Source organism: Agrobacterium tumefaciens, from assembly GCF_013318015.2.
GTDB lineage: Bacteria > Pseudomonadota > Alphaproteobacteria > Rhizobiales > Rhizobiaceae > Agrobacterium > Agrobacterium tumefaciens.
Genome location: NZ_CP115842.1, coordinates 2,026,750 through 2,047,901 on the forward strand (window position 1 = coordinate 2,026,750; position 21,152 = coordinate 2,047,901).

Annotated in this window: 21 protein-coding genes; 12 read left to right on the forward strand and 9 right to left on the reverse strand. The window is 57.2% G+C overall.

Translation table 11 applies throughout. From position 1 onward, the window contains the following. Positions 1–130 precede the first annotated feature (130 nt). The 6 genes from G6L97_RS22645 to phrB all read left to right on the forward strand — a co-directional run bounded on the left by G6L97_RS22645 (position 131) and on the right by phrB (position 6,927). A complete protein-coding gene (locus G6L97_RS22645) occupies positions 131–919 on the forward strand; it encodes a DUF1295 domain-containing protein (RefSeq protein ID WP_174003838.1) in 789 nt (262 codons plus the stop codon). Further along, positions 916–1,941, forward strand: a complete 1,026-nt coding sequence (locus G6L97_RS22650; protein ID WP_025594881.1) for an SAM-dependent methyltransferase — start codon at positions 916–918, stop codon at positions 1,939–1,941. The genes G6L97_RS22645 and G6L97_RS22650 overlap by 4 nt, the downstream gene beginning before the upstream one ends. A gap of 286 nt (positions 1,942–2,227) precedes the next feature. Then, positions 2,228–3,553 (forward strand): putative bifunctional diguanylate cyclase/phosphodiesterase, encoded by a 1,326-nt coding sequence (locus G6L97_RS22655; protein ID WP_035200440.1) that lies wholly within the window; start codon positions 2,228–2,230, stop codon positions 3,551–3,553. A gap of 150 nt (positions 3,554–3,703) precedes the next feature. Continuing rightward, entirely contained in the window at positions 3,704–4,696 is a 993-nt protein-coding gene (locus G6L97_RS22660; protein WP_174003840.1) for a hypothetical protein, read from the forward strand. 102 nt (positions 4,697–4,798) lie between these two features. Then, positions 4,799–5,359: a GNAT family N-acetyltransferase gene (locus G6L97_RS22665; RefSeq protein ID WP_174003842.1), complete on the forward strand. Its 561-nt coding sequence runs from the start codon at positions 4,799–4,801 to the stop codon at positions 5,357–5,359. A gap of 44 nt (positions 5,360–5,403) precedes the next feature. After that, the gene (gene phrB / locus G6L97_RS22670; RefSeq protein WP_080671307.1) at positions 5,404–6,927 is read left to right on the forward strand and encodes a (6-4)DNA photolyase; all 1,524 of its coding nucleotides are present in this window, start codon (positions 5,404–5,406) and stop codon (positions 6,925–6,927) included. Positions 6,928–7,145: 218 nt separating this feature from the next. Here the strand turns inward: phrB and G6L97_RS22675 are convergent, their stop codons facing one another. From G6L97_RS22675 to G6L97_RS22685, 3 genes are all read right to left on the reverse strand, one after another. Beyond that, positions 7,146–7,559: a curlin gene (locus G6L97_RS22675; RefSeq protein WP_162685982.1), complete on the reverse strand. Its 414-nt coding sequence runs from the start codon at positions 7,557–7,559 to the stop codon at positions 7,146–7,148. A gap of 168 nt (positions 7,560–7,727) precedes the next feature. Further along, positions 7,728–8,126, reverse strand: coding sequence for a curli-like amyloid fiber formation chaperone CsgH (gene csgH / locus G6L97_RS22680; protein ID WP_035200446.1), 399 nt, complete (start codon positions 8,124–8,126; stop codon positions 7,728–7,730). Positions 8,127–8,191: 65 nt separating this feature from the next. Next, positions 8,192–8,629 (reverse strand): curlin, encoded by a 438-nt coding sequence (locus tag G6L97_RS22685; RefSeq protein ID WP_013761025.1) that lies wholly within the window; start codon positions 8,627–8,629, stop codon positions 8,192–8,194. Between the two features lie 245 nt (positions 8,630–8,874). Here G6L97_RS22685 and G6L97_RS22690 point away from each other — a divergent pair, with 245 nt between their 5' ends. The 3 genes from G6L97_RS22690 to G6L97_RS22700 are packed head-to-tail and all read left to right on the forward strand — an operon-like array spanning position 8,875 to position 10,721. Next, the gene (locus tag G6L97_RS22690) at positions 8,875–9,438 is read left to right on the forward strand and encodes a hypothetical protein (protein WP_035200680.1); all 564 of its coding nucleotides are present in this window, start codon (positions 8,875–8,877) and stop codon (positions 9,436–9,438) included. A gap of 31 nt (positions 9,439–9,469) precedes the next feature. Then, positions 9,470–10,000: a lipocalin family protein gene (locus tag G6L97_RS22695; protein WP_035200449.1), complete on the forward strand. Its 531-nt coding sequence runs from the start codon at positions 9,470–9,472 to the stop codon at positions 9,998–10,000. A gap of 19 nt (positions 10,001–10,019) precedes the next feature. Next, positions 10,020–10,721 carry an SDR family oxidoreductase gene (locus G6L97_RS22700; RefSeq protein ID WP_035200450.1) on the forward strand — a complete coding sequence of 234 codons (702 nt, stop codon included), beginning with the start codon at positions 10,020–10,022 and terminating at the stop codon, positions 10,719–10,721. 56 nt (positions 10,722–10,777) lie between these two features. Here the strand turns inward: G6L97_RS22700 and G6L97_RS22705 are convergent, their stop codons facing one another. Continuing rightward, complete coding sequence (locus tag G6L97_RS22705) at positions 10,778–15,265, reverse strand: putative Ig domain-containing protein (RefSeq protein ID WP_236773645.1); 4,488 nt, start codon at positions 15,263–15,265, stop codon at positions 10,778–10,780. 432 nt (positions 15,266–15,697) lie between these two features. Continuing rightward, entirely contained in the window at positions 15,698–16,486 is a 789-nt protein-coding gene (locus G6L97_RS22710; RefSeq protein ID WP_174003844.1) for a DUF4394 domain-containing protein, read from the reverse strand. Positions 16,487–16,690: 204 nt separating this feature from the next. On the opposite strand from G6L97_RS22710, the gene G6L97_RS22715 reads away from it, so the two are divergent. Next, complete coding sequence (locus G6L97_RS22715) at positions 16,691–17,236, forward strand: sigma-70 family RNA polymerase sigma factor (RefSeq protein WP_025594844.1); 546 nt, start codon at positions 16,691–16,693, stop codon at positions 17,234–17,236. Next, positions 17,233–17,937 (forward strand): anti-sigma factor, encoded by a 705-nt coding sequence (locus G6L97_RS22720; protein ID WP_035200454.1) that lies wholly within the window; start codon positions 17,233–17,235, stop codon positions 17,935–17,937. The genes G6L97_RS22715 and G6L97_RS22720 overlap by 4 nt, the downstream gene beginning before the upstream one ends. Positions 17,938–18,064: 127 nt before the next feature. On the opposite strand, the gene bdcA is transcribed toward G6L97_RS22720, so the two are convergent. Continuing rightward, positions 18,065–18,772, reverse strand: a complete 708-nt coding sequence (bdcA, locus tag G6L97_RS22725; RefSeq protein ID WP_035200455.1) for an SDR family oxidoreductase — start codon at positions 18,770–18,772, stop codon at positions 18,065–18,067. A gap of 81 nt (positions 18,773–18,853) precedes the next feature. Between bdcA and G6L97_RS22730 the strand changes: the two genes are divergently transcribed. Further along, complete coding sequence (locus G6L97_RS22730; RefSeq protein WP_035200456.1) at positions 18,854–19,450, forward strand: TetR/AcrR family transcriptional regulator; 597 nt, start codon at positions 18,854–18,856, stop codon at positions 19,448–19,450. 69 nt (positions 19,451–19,519) lie between these two features. On the opposite strand, the gene G6L97_RS22735 is transcribed toward G6L97_RS22730, so the two are convergent. The 3 genes from G6L97_RS22735 to G6L97_RS22745 form a co-directional block, all read right to left on the reverse strand. Beyond that, a complete protein-coding gene (locus G6L97_RS22735; protein WP_035200458.1) occupies positions 19,520–20,005 on the reverse strand; it encodes a cupin in 486 nt (161 codons plus the stop codon). A 389-nt stretch (positions 20,006–20,394) separates the two neighbouring features. Further along, on the reverse strand, positions 20,395–20,766 hold the full coding sequence (locus tag G6L97_RS22740; RefSeq protein WP_065705564.1) for an HVO_A0114 family putative DNA-binding protein: 372 nt from the start codon (positions 20,764–20,766) through the stop codon (positions 20,395–20,397). Continuing rightward, positions 20,763–21,059: a toxin-antitoxin system TumE family protein gene (locus G6L97_RS22745; RefSeq protein ID WP_321186305.1), complete on the reverse strand. Its 297-nt coding sequence runs from the start codon at positions 21,057–21,059 to the stop codon at positions 20,763–20,765. The genes G6L97_RS22740 and G6L97_RS22745 overlap by 4 nt, the downstream gene beginning before the upstream one ends. Positions 21,060–21,152 lie beyond the last annotated feature (93 nt).

The window sequence follows — 21,152 nt, forward strand, 5'->3', positions numbered from 1 at the left end:
TCGATAAGTTTCAGCGGCGCGCAAATTTTTCAGAATTTTGTCAGGCGCTTGAAACTCTTTTGCCGTCTCGCCCGTAGTTGCCACTGGAAACTTGGTCTGAAGTCCTTCGAATACAGTGAGCGGAATGGTGATGATGTCTGTTGTGGTGGCCCTTGCCGTGCTGATGTCGCTTCTGATGGCGGCAGCCTGGGCGTTGCAGCGTTACACAGGATCGAGTGGCTGGATTGACACCGTCTGGTCTGCGAGTGTCGGGCTCGGCGGCGTGGTTGCCGTCTCGTTTTCCGATGGAGATAGCTGGCGCCGGGGAGCGGTTCTCTTTCTTGTACTGGTGTGGTCGCTGCGGCTCGCGGGACACATCGGCATGCGGACGAGGGGAGGTGGCGAAGATCCACGTTACGCGAAGCTTATAGAAGAATGGGGCAGCAATGCCTCGTGGCGGCTTTTCGCTTTTCTCCAGATCCAGGCCGTTGCCGCCTTTGTGCTGGTTCTCGCCGTCTATCTTGCCGCCAGCAATCCTTTGCCATTTCCAAGCATTATCGATGTGATAGCGTTGATCGTCGCGGCTGGTGCGCTTGTCGGAGAAGCGACCTCCGATGCACAGCTTTCACAGTTCAGAAAAACCCCGGAGGCCAAAACCGGCGTCTGCGAGACTGGTCTGTGGCGTTATTCGCGTCATCCCAACTACTTTTTCGAGTGGCTTTTCTGGTGCGGCTTTCCGTTGTTGGCCATCCATGCGCAGCCGTGGTCATGGCTGTCGCTTGCTGCGCCAGCCATGATGTACTGGCTGCTCGTCCACGTCTCCGGCATTCCCCCGCTCGAAGAGCACATGCTGAAATCACGCGGAGAGAAATTCCGCGCCCTGCAAAACCGCGTCAACGCCTTCTTTCCGGGGCCACGCAAGAAAGAGGACACGCCATGAACATGCTCGCATTCGCCATCAATGCTGCCGAACGCGCACCGCTGAGTGACAATATGACGCTTGCCGGCATCGACATGCTCTGCGCGCGCACCAAACGGCGACTTGCCGGCGTTCCGGCGGCGGAAGAAAACGCTTTTGTGTCTGATATGGCGAAATTTCCCGTCGCCACGCACACCGACGAGGCGAACAGGCAGCACTACGAGGTGCCGGCTGAATTCTTTGCAATCGTCCTTGGCGCGCAAAGAAAATATTCCTGCTGCTTTTATCCCAATGCTCAGACAACGCTGGATGAGGCTGAAACATTGGCGCTGGAGGAGACTGTTTCCCATGCCCGATTGCAGGACGGGATGAATATTCTCGAACTCGGCTGCGGCTGGGGTTCGCTCTCCCTTTATATGGCCGGCCGGTTTCCCAATGCGCGGATCACGTCCGTTTCGAACTCGGCTTCGCAGCGCGAATATATAATCGAACGTGCAAATGAGCGTGGCCTGTCGAACCTCTCGGTGGTGACGGCCGATATGAATGATTTCACAACTGATGAGCGTTTCGACCGTGTCGTATCGGTAGAAATGTTCGAGCACATGTCGAACTGGCAGGCATTGTTCGAGCGCGTCCGCTCGTGGCTGACGCCCGAGGGCAAGTTCTTCCTTCATGTCTTCAATCACCGGGATCGATCCTATCGTTTCGACCATGGCAACCGGGCGGACTGGATCGCGCAGCATTTCTTCACCGGCGGCATTATGCCTGCCTTCGATCTTCCTCACCGTTTCCCGGCGCTTTTCACCGTGGAACAGGAGTGGCGCTGGTCGGGATCACATTATCGCCGGACGGCCCTCGACTGGCTTGGAAATTTCGACCGGGAGATCGACCGTATCCGACCGATCCTGCAGAGGGTCTATGGCAACGATGCGCGCTTGTGGGAACGGCGTTGGAGACTGTTCTTCCTCGCGACGGCAGGTCTTTTCGGGCACGAAGACGGTAAGGTCTGGGGCGTTGGACACTACCTCATGGCGCGCGTCTAGATCGCGCAAACACGCGCATGTGAACCAATCTGGCGCCGCTGCGCCCTTGGGTGAGATGCGGCGAAGGTGTCTCCTCGGTTGGCGCAGGCCGCTGAGGCCGGCGAAGCGGGAAAAATGGATATGCGAGTGATTGTGCATGATTTGATCGTGCAAAATTTGTGTATTTCATTCCTGTTTGCTTAACCCCGTTTTTTGAAATCTGCGAAGTTCGGCGACCTCGTCTAGCTTCCGTTAGGCTTTTGCATCAAGGAGCGGGCTCGCCCCGTAGTCCAAGCCAAGGGTCAGCATGCCTTTTCAGAAAACAAAAGACCGAGAGGAATATTCGCAGCATCTTCTTCTCCTGTGTCGAGTTGCAGCCTGGATGGGCGTGGCGCTGGCGACTGGCTGGTTCGTGTTTTTCATTCTCACGGAAAGATGGGGCATTGCGCTCAGCCTCCTCATTCTGGGGGTTGCGATCGTGCCGTGCTGGCTGACTTGCCTGATGGGCCACTTTTCCCTCGGACTCATCCTGGCTCAGAGCGCCTGCATCCTGTTCGTCTGCTGGTATTCCGTCGCTATCGATGTCTCCGACGATATCGTACCGAGGACGACGCATCTCTACCTGCTCGTCATCATCTTCGTCGGCTACATGAATTTTCAACGCCAGCGTTCCGCCACCCAGTTTCTGGTCATCGCGGCAAGTCTCGCGGCCTTTGTTTATTTCTGCGCGTCCGCCGCGCGTTTTTCGTTCAGCACTCCCATGCCGCAGGATGTGCGCAGCATCAGCGCCTGGTTCAACAGCGTTTTCGCAGCGTTGATGCTGTGTGGCGGTGTCGCCGCCATGCAGGCGCAGTTTCGCAGTCATACGAAAAAAGCCCTGGAACTGCGCTCCGCGCTTTCGAATGGCCAGTTTGAACTTTTCTACCAGGCGCAGGTCCGCGCAGACGGCACGCTGCTTGGCGCAGAGGCGCTGTTGCGGTGGAACCACCCGAAAAGGGGATACATCCCGCCAGCCGATTTCATCGCGCTTGCGCAGCAAACCGGTTTCATGCCGACAATCGGCGCTTGGGTCATTGCCGAAGCCTGCAAGACACTTGCGAGATGGCAGGAGAACCCGGCAACCCAGAATCTCACCTTGTCGATCAACATCACTGCCGATCATTTCGTCGACGCGGGATTTTCCGGGCAGCTTCTTGATGCCGCCTCGTCTCAGGGCATCAAGCCACAGCTTCTCAAGCTGGAGCTGACCGAGAGCGTTTTCCTATTCGACATAGAAGCAGCGATCGCGAAAATGAAGCTCCTTGATCGTTCCGGCTTCACGATTTCACTCGACGATTTCGGCACTGGCTACTCCTCACTGAGCTACCTGCGGCAATTGCCGCTCAAACAGATCAAGATTGATCGCAGCTTCGTGACGGGGGTGACCGAAAGCGGGCGTATGGCGACAATCACGCGAAACATCGTCCAGATGGGGCACGACCTTTCACTGGAAGTTCTGGCCGAAGGCGTGGAGACCGAGGCGGAACTGCGGATGATGCTGTCCTACGGCTGCCGATTGTTTCAGGGCTATCTTTTTGCGAGGCCGACGAGCCTCGTCGAATTCGAGCAATATGCCGCCCGCCCATCGTCCTGACCGGACGTTTTGCGATAGGCTGAGGCATCAGGATCGAATTCAATGGCGTGCCTGCCGGCAGATCAGGCCGTTGAACAATGCACCATTCGTCGGATAGAGCTATCTTGCCTGTCAGGATCGCAATCGATCCACATCATTTCGTTGGTTCGCATGATCCCAGTTGCACTACCCTCCGTCGAAACGCTGCTTTTGCTTGCCTTCCTTCTTGCCACGACACTTGTATGGGGTATCTGGACAATGGTTTTGATTGCACGATACGCAGGAGGCCGCTGGGCGCGCCCGATGATGCTGCCCTATGGCCTGGCGACCGCCATTGCGATTTTTACACTTTGGCAGTTCGGTAATTTCTATCTCCAGATGCGTGCCCATGACAGGGAAATGGCGTCTAGCTATCGCCCGGAGCTTGGGGAGCCGGTGCGCCTTGGCCAGATCGACATGCCCGAAGGCACGAAACTTGAACTGGCCGTGGCCGACACCAGGGAATCCTTCAACCGCGCGGTCTTCCCCCATCCCGTGCGGGTCGCGAATGTCGATGCCGTCGAGATCGCACGCTATATCGCGATAAAAACCAACGGGAATTATGAGACCGTCGGCTTTGTTCCAGAGACGATGCGGGTGACGGGCAACGGCGTGACCCTGCAGAGCGGCTGGCGCTGCGATGCGGCACAACCGGTGGAGTTCGACCTGAAGGCTGACGGGGATGTATCCGCTTTCAGCCGATGTGTCCTTGCCGACGGGAATATCGTCGATGGCATTGGCTTGCCGAAGGGGACGTTTCTGCGTGCCTCCACCGGCAATGTCTATACTGACGGTTTCATCGATTCCGACAGGTGGGTTCTCGACACGCCCACGGGCCAGGCTATCCGCATTGATGATTTCGCTCTTGAGGATGTCACGCTCGCCCTTGATGGCGAAAGAAAACTCTATGAAATCCGAAGCGCGGTTTTGTCGAAGGAAGCAACAGCGGGCGCGCTCCACTTCGCAGCCGGCAGTGGAATTCGCCTCAATCCCCGGCACATCCGGACTGATTATCCCGGTGCATGGTTGATAACACCATCTTCCGCGTCCGGTTCTGAACCGGTGTCGCTTCGATCAAGCGTGCTGAACAGAGGCGGAAAGCTTCTGGCCACCCTTTCCGACTAGCGCATTGGTGGACCAGATACTCTGAACGATCTCGATGGAGGTCTCTCTTGCGATCAGGTGCCCGCGACCCCAGATATCGCGCATTATTGAAAGTGCGCATAAATGAACCCTGAGAACTACCTACCGATAAAGACCGACCGGCTGATCCTTCGTAAATTCCAGGCCGCTGATCTCGCATCATACGCCGATTACCACACGCGCGATGACGTCTACCGTTTCCTCTATGCCGCACCGCCTTCGGATGATGCGGTGAAAACGCAATTCGCAGCGCTGCTCGAGGCTCCGTTCACAGAGGACGGCGATACGTTGCGACTTGCCGTTACGCGCAGCGACGACGACACGTTGATCGGCGAAGTCCTGCTTAAAATCGCGAGCAAGGCGGCTTTGCAAGCGGAAGTCGGTTATGTCTTCAATCCTGATTTTTCAGGTAAGGGATATGCGACGGAAGCCGTCCGGGCCATGATAAGCCTCGGCTTCGAGACGCTCGGATATCACCGGATTTTCGCGCGGCTGGATGCCCTGAACCACGGATCGATCGGCGTTGTTGAACGCCTTGGCCTGCGCAAAGAAGCGCATTTGATCGAGAATGACCGGTTTGGCGGCACCTGGGGGGATGAATTCATCTATGCCACCCTGAAGAGGGAGTGGGCGTCTAGCCCGTGATCTTGCGCAGGTGATGATTATGTCGGGTTTGAAGGAAATTGTCGGTGTCTCAACTGGTCTTGATCCTCGGCGATCAATTATCTTTCTCCCTATCTTCGCTGGATGGTGTCGACAAGACGCGCGACACGATCCTGCTTTGCGAGGTAATGGCGGAGGCTACCTATGTCGGCCATCACAAAAAGAAGATCGCCTTCATCTTTTCCGCCATGCGCCACTTCGCCGAGGAACTGCGTGGCGAAGGATACCGGGTTCGCTACACGCGGATTGATGATCGCGACAATGCGGGCTCCTTCTCCGGCGAGGTGCAGCGGGCGTTAAACGACCTGACCCCTTCCAGGATTTGCGTCACCGAAGCTGGAGAATGGCGCGTCAAATCAGAGATCGAGCACTTCGCCAGTGCCTTCAACATCGAGGTCGATATCCGCCCTGATCGGCGCTTTCTTGCCGGCCATGAGGAGTTCGAGCGCTGGGCGGCCGGGCGCAAAAGCCTGACGATGGAATATTTCTACCGGGAAATGCGTCGCAAGACTGGCCTGTTGATGAATGGCGAAGAGCCGGTCGGTGGACGCTGGAATTTTGACTCGGAAAACCGCAGCCCCGCCAAGCCGGACCTGCTGAGGCCAAGACACCCTGTCTTCGCACCGGACAGGATAACAAGGGATGTCATCGACACCGTCGAGCGGCTGTTTCCCGACAATTTCGGCAAGCTTGAGAACTTTGGTTTCGCCGTCACCCGCGCCGATGCCGAGCGGGCGCTCAGTGCCTTCATAAACGATTTCCTGATGAATTTCGGCGCCACGCAAGATGCCATGCTGCAGGATGACCCGTATCTCAACCACTCGCTTCTGTCTTTTTACATCAATTGCGGGCTGCTGGACGCGCTGGAGGTCTGCAGGGCGGCGGAGCGCGCCTACTACGAGGGCGCGGCACCGCTCAATGCCGTCGAGGGTTTCATTCGCCAGATCATCGGCTGGCGGGAATATATGCGTGGCATCTACTGGTTTGCGGGGCCGGACTATGTCGACAGCAATTTCTTCCAAAACGACAGGCCGCTGCCGGGCTTTTACTGGACGGGCAAAACCCACATGAACTGCATGGCGACCGTAATTACGGAAACCATCGAAAATGCCTATGCTCACCATATCCAGCGCCTGATGATCACGGGAAATTTTGCCCTTCTCGCCGGCATTGATCCGAAGGCCGTTCATCAATGGTATCTGGAGGTCTATGCGGATGCCTATGAATGGGTTGAGCTGCCGAATGTGATCGGCATGAGCCAGTTCGCCGATGGCGGCTTTCTCGGGACAAAGCCCTATGCCGCAAGTGGCAACTACATCAATCGCATGTCGGACTATTGCAGTAGTTGCCGCTATGATCCCAAGGAGCGTCTCGGTGACAAGGCCTGTCCATTCAACGCGCTATACTGGGATTTTCTGGCCCGCAACCGTGAAAGGCTGAAATCCAACCATCGGCTGGCGCAGCCCTATGCCACATGGTACCGGATGAGCGAAGACGTCCGCCATGATATCAGGGCAAAGGCGGCTCTGTTTTTGAACCGCCTGAGCTAACGCGGCCCTTTCTCTGCTTTTGCCGACGGCGGGATACGCGATCAGAGCTGTCCCTGCGCATGTCTCGGTCATGACGTGGCTCGTAAACCCAGCTCCGCGTGGTGCCGGCAGCGCCGCCGGTCCATGCGGCAATAGTGCCAATGATAAGAGCGACGAAAGCGAGCTATCGGAAACGACGTGAAGCCTGCCGCGTTTCTCAGCTTACTTTAAACTATCACTTACCAGCCGTAGCTGAATGTCAGGCCGCTGCCGTTGTCTCCGTTCTGCTCCACGTTGGTTTCGGTGTTCCGCCCATACTGGAAAATGCCATAGGCATTGTTATTGCCGTTTTGCTGCAGCGTTGCGGAATGGCCGTTGCCCCGCTGCCGGATAAAGCCGAGATTGCCGCGACCGTTCTGGGCGATGCCTGCCGCATTTCCCCGGCCCAATTGCCGGATGTCTGCGTCTTTCAGATCGCGATAAAGCGAGTAGGCGCGCAGACCGGTTGAGAACAGATCCCCATCCCCGGAATTGCCGGGCGCGAGGTCAAAGGAAATGCGGCCACCGGCATGGGCGGGAGCCGTAAATCCGAGCGGCGCAAGGCCTCCGACAAGCAGAGTAACGGTGAGAAGTTTCAACACGTTGCGGGTCATTCTGATCTCCATTCTGTCAGTGCCTTTGCCGATGATCCACTCTCGCATCCTGCAACTGAACCCGAACGGAATTGCCCATTCACATGTCGTTCAGTCGCTGCACGAGGATCAAAGAAAAGGGCGCTCAACTGGCGCCCTCTCTGGTGGAAATGTATAGTTGAGGTCAGCCTAGTCGCCGCCAACCTGCTTCGTGCAGCTGAAGCGCCTGCCATCGATTTCGAGATCCAGCACTGCCTTGTACTGCGCTCCCTTCGCGCCAAGCGTTACGGAACTCAGAAGTTGCGAACGCCCGGCAGCGGCATCAAAGCCGCCGCCCTGGTTGATGACGGAACTCCCGCTGCCTCCTGAATTTTCGACGTGAAAGGCATAGGTACCTCCAGCACCGGTGTTGCCCTTTGCGAAGGCCTCCAGCCTGACCATGCCCGCCTGTGGTGTTGCCTTGATCTCGCAAAGCTTGCCTTCGCTCAGGTCATTTGCGGTCGACATGGCTGCAATGGCGCCGAAGGGAAGGAGTGCAACGGCAAGGATAGTCGCCAGGCGGCGTGGATGTGTGACGCTATGGGGCATGGCTAGTCTCCTTGATGATCTGTTGACTTGATCTCGACCAGTTGCACGTCAAGGCCTGCGGCGGCTTAAGGGCAGGCCTGCACGAAGGCCGCGACATTGTCATTACCGCCCTGGTTCACATTGGCGCTGCAGCCACGGCCAACCTGAACGCCAGCCGCGATGTTGCCGTTGCCGTCCTGGGTCAGGATGGTGGTGTGGTTGGAGCCGAACTGGCCGATGCCCGCCACGTTGCGGCTGCCGTTCTGATAGGTGGAGCCGTAATTGTCATGCCCCTCCTGACCGACAGCCGAAAGGTTGTGACGACCATATTGATGGCCGACGATCCGGTTATAGCCGCCGTTCTGGTAGGTGCGGATCCGGTTGCCATAACCTTCCTGTGCGCCACCGGCAGAGTTCGACCAGCCATATTGTTCGATGCGCACATCGTTGGCCATGGCGGGGGCCGTGGCGGTGAAGCCAACGAGAGCGGAGAGTGCAATTGCAACGAAAGACGTACGGATCATGACTGTCTCCTCAGGCGGATAAGACCGCGGTTGAACGTCTTTGTTGTAGACGGTCCCGTTGGAACGGAAGCTGAAGAGATTATTCAGTCGTGGTTCATTGGCGGGGTATGGTCCCAGCGTCGCAACAATGGTGACGAACAGGATGACTAAAGTTTTCTTGGCAGGATGAAACCAAATTGGCTCGCCTTTCGTACATGGCTTGCGCCTTCAATGTTCAGGCGAAAAGGGAGACGAATCTGGGTCCGATGGAGCTTCAAAGCCGCGCTAGCCAGCCCGCAAATGCAGGGTCTGCTGCAAGAGATGATCTGACACGAGCAACCCTAACCGTTGCCTGGGTCATCATCCTCAACAAGCCATTTTATCCGCTTTACGTGTGGTATTTGGTCGATAACGGAGCCGTGGCATCGCTTGTCACCCTATTGTCGGTGCCATTCTTTCTCGCGATACCATTCCTGGCGAAAAAATCCCCGTTGGCCGCGCGCCTCGCTCTCCCCTTGGTGGGAACAGTCGACACGCTGTTTGAAACCAAAATATTCGGCCAGGCTTCTGGCACCGAATTTTTCTTCGCAGCCTGCATCATGCTTGCAGCCATGTCGTTCCGCGCAGACGAGAAGCTCTGGCAATATGCGATGGCAATCCTCGTCTTCATCGCTTTCTTTTTCTCGCGGACGTTTCTGGGCGCGCCGCTGCAATCCTGGTCGGCAGATGATCTTGCAACGCTTCTCAATCTGAATGCGTTCTCTGCCGCCAGCCTCATGGTCTTTATCGCCCTTAGATATGCCGCCATTTCACGGCGAACCGAAATCTGAACAAGAGCCTTGCCATCGACAGGAGGAGTTTATGCTTAGATATTGTAACCGCGTGATTGGTGCCCTGACATTTTCGCTGTTTCTGTTTGCCGGTTTTGCGGTTTCCGCAGCCCCCAAACCAGTTGCCGTGGGTCTCGATCATTACCGCGGTACCTGGCTTGAAATCGGCCGTACACCCATGTTGCTGACAGATGGATGTGTTGCAGGATATTCCACCTATCGGCAGGGAGCATCGGCGGATGAAGTGCTGATAGAAGATGGCTGTCGAGCAGGAAATCCGAATGGTCGCCTCAAGACGGTGAACGGCGTCGGCAAGATCGAGGATTTCGGATCAACCAATGCGAAGATGCGCGTTCGCTACCCTCTTTTCATCACATTCAATTATTGGGTTTTCTACAAATCGCCTGATAAGTCCTGGTTCATCAGCGCCAACCCGTCGACCGGCGATGTGTGGATCTACGCCCGCAACATCCCGTCCAAAACGAAGCTCAATAAAATGATCACGAAAGCACGTGAGCTTGGCTACGACGTCAGCAAGCTCGAATTCCCGGTCCAGAAATAACAGCTGATGGAGCGCACCGATTATGCAGTCGCTTGAAAATGGCTACAGGGCGATCGTCTTGGGCGCATCCGGCGGCATTGGTGGAGCCCTGTTGTCGTACTTCGAGGCCGACCCTCGTTGCGCGTTCGCCTTGCCGCTCTCGCGAAGCGTCGATGGTCTCGACATAACGAACGAAACCAGAGTGCGCGAAGTTGCCGCCCGTCTGGAGGCTCAGCGCGGCTCCTTCGACCTGATATTCAATGCAACCGGTGCCTTGACGGTCGATGGTGCCGGTCCTGAAAAATCGATAAGGGCGATCGACGAAGTTCAAATGGCGAGGCAGTTTGCGGTCAATGCCATAGGCCCCGCTTTGCTGCTCAAGTATTTCACCCCGCTTCTGCGCAGAGACAGGCGAAGCATTTTCGCCTCCCTGTCCGCGCGCGTTGGCTCGATTGGCGACAACAGATTGGGCGGATGGATCTCCTACAGAGCATCCAAGGCCGCTCAAAATCAGATCATCCGAACCGCAGCCATCGAAATCGCCCGCACAAACCCACAGGCCATCATCGTGGCGCTTCATCCCGGAACAGTCGAAACAAGCCTGTCCCAGCAATTTTCGAAGGGCAAAGACTTGTTCACCCCGCAGCAGTCTGCCGCGCGACTGATGGAAACAATCGATGGTCTCACACCGGCACAAACAGGGCAGTTTTTTGCCTATGACGGTTCGAGGATCGAATGGTGAGTGCCATCGTCTGCAAGGGATTATCCGACGATTGTGATGGTGACGAAGCCTTTGGTCTAAAATTTTTTGCTGACACCCACTCTTGCGCCAGCCGAGGTTTCCCCATCGCCTTCAATGTTAAAAAGGAGGCCGGCGTCAATGGACCAGTTTTCCGCAGTCTCAACTGTTACTCCCGTGCTGAGGGAGCCAAAGGCGCCTTCTCCATCCAGCCCCGAAACACCAACTGTTCCGCCGAATTTCGGTGTCATGATGGAACCGTTTTCAAGCGAAATCTGGCGCGCAATCTCGGCGCCGAGGCTGACACGCAGTTGCTCTTCCTTAAAACCGCGCAGCTCGATCAGGTCACCAACGTCATTGCCGACTGTATAGTTTTCGATAGTCTCGGATAGATAAACACCTCGAAATCTGGGCGTGAAGGTCGTGACGTCATTGATGTCCCAGCGTCCCGAGATCGACGTGTCGAAAAGCCAACGGCTGGTATCGAAGGATCCGTCCCAGAAGGGTGTATCGATGTCGTTAGCAGAGCCGCCATACAGCAGGCTGCTGTCCCAGAAAACGCCTCTGGCGATTTCAAACGAGGCATAGGGGCCAAGGAGCCAGCCGTTACCGGTCAACTCGTTGTCACCGTTCGTCGGATCCGTCATGCGGTCGAAATGGAAGGAAAAACCAAGCATTGCCTTGTCGGAAAGCAAATAGTCCACACCTGCTGAAACCATGGCGAAGCTGCCCCATTTGCTTCCCGATTCATCCCGGTTGTGGACGAGGAACGAGCCGTCAAGCCAGATGTTGAAAAGCGGCATTTCCGTTCTCGTCACGCCATCGGCGTTGTTTCGGGCAGCTTCGATCTGCGCAAGGCTGGTGGCGAAACTCAGAACCATGCCCTCTCCGGAAGGCACTGCACGTGAAGTGACGGCACTCGTGGCGTTGACCATCTGTCGCCGTTCAAGAAGGCCCGGCACCTTGATCGTTGACGCGATGATGTTCTGTCTGGCGCGGACAAATCCATGCACGAGTTCATTTATCTCGTCTGCCACCTGTGCAGCATCGTAACCGAGATTATAGGTGACGGTCCCCTGGTTGGAGGCACCCAGTGCACTGACGAGACGAAAACCCACCCGGGCTTGACCCGAGAATGCGGGATTGGGGATGAATTTGAGGTACAATCCCGTCGCCTGCGTACCGCCGGCCTGAGCAAATTCGCCGTTCACGATGCTTGCACGACCGGCGTTGGCAGGACTGACAAAGGTGAGATCTGCGCCGGTGAAGGGACCGCCTGTGGCGCCTGTGGCGAGATTGATATTCGGCGGTGTTGCGCCCGGCGCTACGCTGATCTCCCGGTTGGCGACGTTGATTTCGCGGGTCTTCACTTTCAGCGTATAGGCTGCTGCAGCGGTTGCCCCTCGAGCGTCCCGCACCTGAACGGTAAAGCTATAGTCGCCCTCGGTTTCGGTCTCCAGCGGACCTGTGAGTTCGCCGGTTGAAAGATTGAGGATCATACCTTTTGGCAATATACCGCCGGCAAGGCTGTAGAGCAGCGGGTTGGTGCCGCCGGAAGCCGTGATGGACTGGCTGTAAGCTTCTCCTGCCATCGCTTCCGTCAAAGCTCCGCCTGGGGGTGAAAGGGCGAGGGCGCCCGCTGGCGGTGTAACTGTGATCGTGACCGTGGCGGACGAATTGCCCGAAGAGTTGCTCGCCGAATAGGTAAAGCTGTCGGTGCCGGAATAGCCGCTGCTCGGCGTGTAGGTAACACTGGTGCCGATCACGCTCACAGTTCCGTGTGATGGGCCGGTGATAACAGCGATTGTGTCCAGCCTGCCTCCCGATATACCGAGAGGTACGGGATTGCCGGTACTATCTGCGACGACGGTTACTGTGCTGTCGCTTGCGACAGGCGCGGCAACCAGGACAGCTATGGTGTAGGCAGCAGAAGCGGTAACGCCGTTGGTGTCGCGTGCGGTGATATTGAAGCTCGCATTTCCTTCCGTCGTCGGATTGCCCGTGACCTCTCCGGTGGCGGAATTCAGGTTGAGGCCATCGGGCAGCGCGCCGCTGCTCGTATATTGATAGGGTGCATTGCCGCCTGAAACTGTGACGGTCTGGCTATAGGGCATATCGACGAATGCATCCGTCAGCCGTCCTGCGGGGGGAGAGAAGACGAGTGTCGTGGCCGTGACCAGAACCGTGACGGTTGCAGGCGCAGACACACCGCTGACATTCGTTGCCGTATAGGTGAAACTGTCTTGACCCGTATATGCCGATCTTGGCGTATAGGTGATCATGGTTCCGGTTGCTGTCGCGTTGCCATTGGACGGAGCCGTGGCGATGGCGACGCTGGCCGGGTCTCCACCCGTCACATTGAGAGCGATGACGTTGTCGGACGAATCAGGTGCGACACTGACCGAGACCGCGTTGGCGACAGGTGCCTGTGGATTGACGGTGAACGAGCGCGTGATCTGGCCCGCAGGAAGATAATCGCTGTCGCCGGGCTGATCCGCATTGATCGTACATGTGCCTGTAGAAACAAAGGTCAGAAGGCCACTGCTTGTAATTGTGCAGGTGCCGGTCGTGAGGGAAGTAAAAATCGGAGTCAATCCGGAATCGCTGCTAGCCGTCAGCGTGGGCGTCGTTCCAAATGTCTGCGGCCCCGGATTGTTGAACGTGAGCGTCTGTGACGCTTTCGGAGTGACGCTGTTTGATTGAACGGAGGCGACACTCTGACCGGCAGCATTTTCGGCGGTAACCGCGAACGTGTAGCTTTGGCCGTTGGTTAGGCCTGTGACAACGATGGGGCTGTTCACCCCTGCTACCGGCGCGACATCTGCGGGGGTCGCAGTCACGATATAACCCGTGATCGCCACACCACCATTGCGTGGCGGCGGCTGGAAGGACACGGCCGCCTGGGTGTCACCAGCGGTTGCCATCAGACCCACCGGCGCATCGGGCAGAGTGAATGCGACACTGATGGAATAAGCGCGGCTGCCCGTCTGGCCATTTACGTCGGATGCGGTGACTGTGAAGTTATAGGTGCCCGACAAGATCGGCGTGCCGGAAAGCTCGCCTGAGTCAGCCAATGAAAGGCCCGGCGGCAGCGAGCCCGTGCTCACTGAGAAGCTGTGTGGTGATGCACCGCCCGAGGCTGTTAGGGTCTGGTTGTAGGCTATGTCATACGTCGCATTGGGGATGGAAGTGGGACTTATATCTATCACGGGTGCCGCGATGGAAACGGAGTAGGATTGTTCTCCGGTCGCCCCACCAGAGTCGGTTGCCGTCACGGTAAAACTGAAATTGCCGGTCTGAGTTGGAGTGCCGGTCAACTCACCGTTGCTGGAAAGAGAAAGCCCGCCCGGCAGCGTGCCTGCTGAGACCGCAAAGTTGTAGGGCGCACTACCGCCGCTCGCGGTCAGGCCCACCGGACCATAGACCTGTTGATAGGCTGGATCGGCAATCGCGACCGGGGTGATTTTGACCGGGTCGTATGAGACCGAATTGTCCGAACTCGTGGACGCCTCGTTTGCGAGGCCGGCCGGTGTCGTGACACTTCCGGCTGGGATCGTTGCGACAACGGTTCCGGCCCGATTCATGCCCGACACCGCCACCTGATAGGTTGCACCGGAACCAGAAATCGTGGCCGTGGTGGCGCCGGCCGTGCCGGACAGCTGCACATCGGCGCCGGAAAAACCAACAATGGGTTTGTCGAAAGCGACGTCGAACAGGATCGGCGACCGAGACGTCGGGTCCGCCTGCGCTGTTGCCTGATTGATCGTCACAGTGGGTTTGGTTTCGACCGTGTGATTGGAGCCGCTTGCGGAAGATGTGCTGCAGCCACTGCCTCCTGTGTAGGACGCGCTTACCGGATATGTTCCGGATGACAGGCTCGTCGTCCGGAAGGTGGCGGAAGATGCCGGGCTCACCGGCCCGGTCGGCGCCAGGCCGAGATTGGCCGATTGGGAACCGATGGAAATGCTGACGCTCCCCGGAGGCGACTGGCCGGCATTGCAGCCCATGGAGGAGACGGTTGCCGTGACTTCCACCTCTTGGCCGGGCAAGGATGGGTTGGGCGAAGACGTTACCGACAGGACGACAGGCCCGCCTGCTACGGCGCGTACGACGAGCGTATTGCTGGTAAAGCTGAAAGAATGTCCGCCCACCCGGGTGCCGGAGAAACTGGCGAAATCCGAAAACTGCCCGGCCATGACATCCAGTTCGTCGACGCGGTAAGCCGCAGTACATGTCAGCTTGTTGGGCCATTCAAGACCGCTGCCCACGCTGGGACAGGATACGACTGCACCCTTGATGGACGTGGTTGTGGGATTGATGCTGGTGATGGTGTAGGAGCCGGGATCAATGACGTAATCGAAACGGATGTTATCGCCAAGGCCATTGAACGTCGCAGGGACGGCCGAAACCGTGACTGACTGGGCAAGCGCCTGTGTCACTATCACAAGGAGAAGCGAAAGAGCGATGGCGCCCGTTCTGGATATCGTATGAACACAGGACACCGCACGACCTGCAGCGACTTTCCACGAGCTCAACCTGCCACCCATCATGCCCCCCAGCATTAGAATATGCGCATAAACTTTTAGTAGCAGGTATTTAAATAGATCACATGGAGTCAACCATTAGGTGAAAAATATCTCGAGTTAGACACGCATTTCGAACCGGGTGTGCCGTATTTGTGTTTGCCTATGGAAAGAAAGCGAAGACGCTGTGGTGCGCGATACGGCAAGACTGAGGGAACTGGTAAGGTGCCGCGGGGACTTATCGGTTCTTTGACGGCGGTGGGTGTATGTGTCGGTGTTATCAGTATTTTCGTTGGCTTACGCTCGATCGTTAACGGACGACTGTCATACACCCCAACGATAAGATCTGTTTCCGAAGATCTGATCGCCAACATCACCGATTCAATGAAAAAAGCCGGCCCGCACAACCGGACCAGCCTTTCCTGACAACTAAAATCCCCAGTCTACGACCCCAAATCACATCGCAGGAAGGATAGTGATATCCCGCAAGCCGTTGTCTGCGCCTGTGATCCCGCCGATTTCGGTTGCCGTACCGCTTTCGAGGTTAACGGTGTAGAGCGTGTTGCCGGCGGCCAGGTATGCGATGTTCTTGCCGCCTTCCTCGCCGTGGATATCGAATGCGTAGGTTGCAGGCATGTCCTTGAGGCCGAGCTTGCCGATTGCCTTCAGTGTGCCGTCATTCGGCTTCGTCTGCTGAACCAGGGCGCCGATCGTCGCGTCGATATTGTACATCGCCGTCTTTTCCGGCTTGCCGATAGAGTTGGTATAGGCGGCGGCAACGATGTTTGGCGTTTCTCCCTTGTGCATGTCGCCATCTTCAAAAGCCAGTGTTCCATCAACCGTCACAGCGCCGGTATCGGGATGCACGCGGTGATTGGTCGTGCCGGTCATGAAACGAAGACGATCCGCAGCCGGGTTGAAATCGACCACAACAGGCGCGTCGGTCATGGTCAGCATCTTGTCCATCTTGGCCACATCGGTTGCAGCACCTGTCTCAAGGTTGATGGAGACGATGCGGTGGTCCGGCGTCACACCGATGACAGTCTTGTTCCCGGGGCGAAAATCGATACCAACGAGCTTGTCGACGCCGGTGACATCCATTGTCTTTGTGACGGCAGGCTTGTCAGTGTCGAACATGACGAGCGTCTTGTCGCCGGTCAGCCCGAGGACCGGTGCTGAAACCGCGATGCTTGCCGATGCTGCGAAAGCGGCGGAGGCGATCAGAGTGGAGCGGATGATATTCATGGTGTTTCTCCCGTGCGTTGAACCGTTCGGAAGGCGTCCAGCGGTTGGTTTTCGACGCTTCCACAATTCAAGACACTGGGCAGGGTGCATTTGGATGCAGACAGCGAAAAAATATTTGCGAGATGCATCCATATGCCGCCACGATGGGTATTATGCCCAAGTCGACCATGCTGGCGATCAGACGTTGAAAGGTTTCAAATGCAGATGGGCTCCGTGCCGGACGATCTACACAGGGCGCTCACTGCTTGCGCAAAAGGGGACAAAAACGCATTGCGTGCTATTTTCGATCGCGAGGCAGGCCGGCTGATTGCAGTGGCAGAGCGCATCGTCAAGCGCAGGGAACTGGCGGAAGAGGTGGTACAGGAGAGCTTCGTGCGCATCTGGACCCATGCGCACCAGTATCGGGCAGACCAGGGGTCGGCGCGCGGCTGGATTTACGCGATCGTCAGAAACCGGGCGCTTAATCTTCTGCGCGACAGCAGGCGTGAACTCCCCGTGGAGGATGTTGAAACGCTCCGCGATGGCGCGCAGGCAGATGAAGTGATGGCCGCATGGCAGAAGCTCGATCGGAATTCACGCCTTTATGAATGTCTCGGCGGTCTTGAGGAGACAAAGAGACAGGGTATCCTGATGGCCTACGTGGCCGGATATTCCCACGGCGAAATCGCTGGCCGGTTGCGCATTCCGCTTGGAACGACGAAATCCTGGATCAGGCGCGGCCTTTCGGCACTTCGGGAGTGCATGGCATGATGATGGAGCGCAAAGATATTCCCGCCATCGCCGATGACTATGTATTGGGCTTGCTGGAGACCTCCGAAGCCACGGCTGTTGAGGCGGCAATGGAATCGGATGGCGAACTGCGGGCGGCAATCGCGGCCAGCCGTGAGCGTTTTCTCCCGCTCGATACCACCGTCGAGCCGGCAGCCATCAAGGGCGAATTGTGGAGCAACATCGAATCCCGTCTGCCGCTCCAGTCGACATCCGCATCCCTCAAGCCCACCCACACGGCAAACGACAACAGCACAAACCGCTGGCGCGCCGTTGCCGTGTCCGCCATTGCCGCAACCGTTGTGCTCGCCGCCGGCCTTACGTTTAGCCTGACACGGACAACGGAGCCGCTGGTGATCGCAGTCCTCGTCAACGAGACGGGTGAGGTTCAGGCCGTTGTTGAGGATTTTGGCAACGAAAGAGCAACCGTGCGGATGCTGGCCGATTTTGCAGTGCCTGGAGACAAGACGATCCAGGTATGGACATTGCCGTCTAAGGATGTTGGCCCGGTCTCGCTCGGCCTGATCGATGGCGTCCGTTCAGCGCGTCTCGATGGACCGGCTTTGCCGACCCCCAGAAGCGACCAGCTCTACGAGATCACGCTTGAACAGGCAGGCGGATCACCAACAGGCAGGCCAACCGGCCCAATCTTGGCAAAGGGCTTCGCCCGAATGCCGCGATAGATCACCCAAAGGCAAAACCGATAAGATCGCGGCGAAATTTCCTTCGCCGCATTCTATTCGCCGGTTTCGGGAGCAACACCATCGTGCTGTCCCGAAACCGGCCGCAAACAATCAGGCAATCTGCTTATCAGGCGCCAAATGCGCCATCGATCGTGTGCATCGCGCCCGTCACAAAACCGGCTTCAGGCCCGGAAAGCCAGGCCACCATGCCGGCCACTTCCTCCGGCCGTCCGTGGCGCTTGAGTGCCATGAAGCTGTGCATCAGGTCTTTCATCGGCCCGTTTTCCGGGTTCGCGTCGGTGTCGATCGGGCCGGGCTGCACAACGTTGATGGTGATGCCGCGCGGCCCGAAATCGCGTGCCAAACCGCGCGCCAGCCCCTGCAAGGCCGATTTGGAAACTGCGTAAGAGGCCATGCCCGGCACCGGCATCCGGTCTCCATTGACCGAGCCGATAACGATGATCCTGCCACCGTCAGGCATCTGCCGCGCCGCCTCCACAGAGGCGTGATAGGGCGTCTGGATGTTGATCTGAAACAGACGGTCGATGGCATCAGGGTCCTGCTCGAGAGCATCGCCAAAAATGGCGATCCCGGAGTTCACAATCAATATGTCCAGAGGACCACTGGCACGCACGACGCGGATGACTTCGTCGCGGTTAGCACTGTCCGCCCGTATGGCAGTGCTGCCCGTCGCCTTCGCCAGCTCTTCCGCCGCACCTTGGGATGCGCCATAGGTGAACGTTACCTTTGCACCTTCGTCTGCAAACCGCCGCACGATGGCTGAGCCTATGCCTCGGCTGCCGCCAAGAACCAGAACGGATTTTCCTTGAAACACGAGCACTCTCCATGACCTTGAAAATTAATTTAATGATCGATACATAAATACGAAGCAGCTCACTCGTCAAGATATTATGTAATGACTGATACAAAAAACCTTCGCTCTCGCGGCCGTCCGCGCCGTTTTGATCCTGATCAGGCTGTGGCCACGGCCAAGCAGCTTTTCCACGCGCGTGGCTTTGATGCTGTCGGCGTCGCGGAGATCACCTCGGTGTTAGGCATCAACCCGCCGAGCTTCTATGCCGCCTTCGGTAGCAAGATGGGCCTCTACAAGAGGGTTCTTGATCTCTATGCCGGCACGGAAGCAATTCCTCTTGCCGATATCCTGCGGCCGGATCGTCCGGTTGGGGAATGCCTTGCGGCGTTGCTGGAAGATGCGGCAAGGCGTTATGCCGCTCATTCCGCAGCCCTTGGCTGCCTCGTTCTGGAAGGTACGCGCTGCGATGATGAAGAGGCGCGTGCCGCAGCCAGCGTTTTTCACACGGCGGCAGAGGGCGTGATCCGCTCCTATATTGCCGCGCGCCATCCGGAAGAGGCTGAGCGTCTGGCGGATTTCGTGAGTTCGACCATGGTCGGTCTCTCCGCCATGGCGCGGATTGGCCGCGACATAGAGCGACTCCTGAGTATTGCGCGCGTTGCGGGGGGAGCAGTGAAGCAGGAGCTTTCCGAGGCGTGAATCTCGGAGCAGTCTCAATACTTCTTACTAGTGATGGAAGCTGGCAGGTTTCGAAAACCCGGCTCATTCTCACCAGAGATCGATCAGGCCACCTGATGCTCCGTGCACGGGGTCGGTCGTCGGCTTTGGCAAAGACTTTATCTGTGCAAGCATCGCGCTGGTTGGTGCAGACGTCTGAACATCGGCCTCCTGGCCGGGTGGATAAGCGCCGACAACCTGAAAATCCGCAGAGGATTTCAGCTTTATGTGGCCCGTACCGGCTGGCAAGACCAGACAGTCACCTTGCGTAACGTGCAAGGTTTGCCCATCCGGCCCGCCAATCTGCAACGTCGCTTCACCGCCCCCCACGCCCAGAACTTCATGCGCGCCGCTGTGGTAATGGTGATAGGCAAACACACCATTGCGCCAGATGCCGCGCCATCCGTTTCGTGCGAACAGTGCCTCGAAAGCAGCGCAATCGAATGGCGAGCCGACGTGTCGATAGATGATGACAGGGAAGGTCTGGTTGTTGGGAACCTGATCGCCTGGATTTAAAGTGATTTTTTCAACTTTCATGTGAATGCTCCTGGCCATCTGGTCGGGCCTGCCAAACCGTGTCTGGTTTGCTGCGCAGCCAGTGCTGGCGACCAGCCAATTTTCGTCCGCACTTCGGCGGAACTGGAGTGGCACCGGCAGATTTCCGCCACCGACACTCCTTCATCGCCCTGCTTCAGAATGAACGTCTTCTGTGCGTCCGAAAACTGCGATGCTTTCATCGTCTTCCGTTCCTTTCCCAGCCAGGAAAATGCACCGGAACACTCTAACCAAAAACGGTCCAGTATGAAGGGTTCAGATCAACAGAATGCCGTGTCCGTATCGAGGGGACCGGGAGGCGAAGGGCCGAAGGCGGTTCCTCTCGCCATAATCGACGCTAATCGTGCTAAACGTCAGCGCCCTCTCTCCTATCACGCCACCTGTCTTGCTGACACCATCATCATATCGATATGAATATGCTCGAACGGGCAACTTAATGCACCGCGCTCGTCCTTCTCAATCAGTCCCAGCTCGACTAGCACCGCAGCATCTTCATGGACGCGCTTGACGTCCCGGTTCAGTCTGCGCGCAAGCTCTCGCACGCCAACCGTTCCACTTCCCAGAAGGACGTTCAGTAGTTCCCAACGGCGCTCGGTGAGACGCGAAAAGAATGTGCCGGGTGTCTCAAAGTTTAGCGTTTCACCCTGATACTCACCGCTTTCGAGGCCAATACCAGCGCGCTTACCTGCTACGCGTAATGCCGATTTCCAGTCGGCGTTTGTCGTGATGGTCAAAGTTCTCATGACTGCCTCCGTTTTTCGACCTCAAATAAAAAGTCCTCAATCAGTTGGTGGATTGTTGTGAACCGGTAAGGAAGCTCATGGCCGCACAGATGTATGTGATCGCCTTTACCCCGCTCATTGTCGAAGCCCACAACCCTAATGCCGTTCTGGGCATAGACCATGCGATATTTGAACCCATGTTCGGTTGGGGGAACAGGCGTTGGAACTTTCCAAATAACGAACTGGATAATGCTGCCGTCGGCACCAACACTTTTGTGTTCTGTGATCGTGAGCGCCTTCTTGTTGTCTATAATGCCAACATCTTACGGCGTTGTCAATCTCGCCAACACTTGATTAATGAGCTAATCCCGCCGCAGCGACGAGACGTTGCGGCGGGCGACGGCTAT

What these genes read in the sequence shown, in the direction of transcription:
- G6L97_RS22645 (WP_174003838.1), top strand. Translation starts at nt 131, where the DNA reads ATGATGTCTGTTGTGGTGGCCCTTGCCGTGCTGATGTCGCTTCTGATG.
- G6L97_RS22650 (WP_025594881.1), top strand. Translation starts at nt 916, where the DNA reads ATGAACATGCTCGCATTCGCCATCAATGCTGCCGAACGCGCACCGCTG.
- G6L97_RS22655 (WP_035200440.1), top strand. Translation starts at nt 2,228, where the DNA reads ATGCCTTTTCAGAAAACAAAAGACCGAGAGGAATATTCGCAGCATCTT.
- G6L97_RS22660 (WP_174003840.1), top strand. Translation starts at nt 3,704, where the DNA reads ATGATCCCAGTTGCACTACCCTCCGTCGAAACGCTGCTTTTGCTTGCC.
- G6L97_RS22665 (WP_174003842.1), top strand. Translation starts at nt 4,799, where the DNA reads ATGAACCCTGAGAACTACCTACCGATAAAGACCGACCGGCTGATCCTT.
- G6L97_RS22675 (WP_162685982.1), bottom strand. Translation starts at nt 7,559, where the DNA reads ATGACCCGCAACGTGTTGAAACTTCTCACCGTTACTCTGCTTGTCGGA.
- csgH (WP_035200446.1), bottom strand. Translation starts at nt 8,126, where the DNA reads ATGCCCCATAGCGTCACACATCCACGCCGCCTGGCGACTATCCTTGCC.
- G6L97_RS22685 (WP_013761025.1), bottom strand. Translation starts at nt 8,629, where the DNA reads ATGATCCGTACGTCTTTCGTTGCAATTGCACTCTCCGCTCTCGTTGGC.
- G6L97_RS22690 (WP_035200680.1), top strand. Translation starts at nt 8,875, where the DNA reads ATGGAGCTTCAAAGCCGCGCTAGCCAGCCCGCAAATGCAGGGTCTGCT.
- G6L97_RS22695 (WP_035200449.1), top strand. Translation starts at nt 9,470, where the DNA reads ATGCTTAGATATTGTAACCGCGTGATTGGTGCCCTGACATTTTCGCTG.
- G6L97_RS22705 (WP_236773645.1), bottom strand. Translation starts at nt 15,265, where the DNA reads ATGGGTGGCAGGTTGAGCTCGTGGAAAGTCGCTGCAGGTCGTGCGGTG.
- G6L97_RS22710 (WP_174003844.1), bottom strand. Translation starts at nt 16,486, where the DNA reads ATGAATATCATCCGCTCCACTCTGATCGCCTCCGCCGCTTTCGCAGCA.
- G6L97_RS22715 (WP_025594844.1), top strand. Translation starts at nt 16,691, where the DNA reads ATGGGCTCCGTGCCGGACGATCTACACAGGGCGCTCACTGCTTGCGCA.
- G6L97_RS22720 (WP_035200454.1), top strand. Translation starts at nt 17,233, where the DNA reads ATGATGATGGAGCGCAAAGATATTCCCGCCATCGCCGATGACTATGTA.
- G6L97_RS22730 (WP_035200456.1), top strand. Translation starts at nt 18,854, where the DNA reads ATGACTGATACAAAAAACCTTCGCTCTCGCGGCCGTCCGCGCCGTTTT.
- G6L97_RS22735 (WP_035200458.1), bottom strand. Translation starts at nt 20,005, where the DNA reads ATGAAAGTTGAAAAAATCACTTTAAATCCAGGCGATCAGGTTCCCAAC.
- G6L97_RS22740 (WP_065705564.1), bottom strand. Translation starts at nt 20,766, where the DNA reads ATGAGAACTTTGACCATCACGACAAACGCCGACTGGAAATCGGCATTA.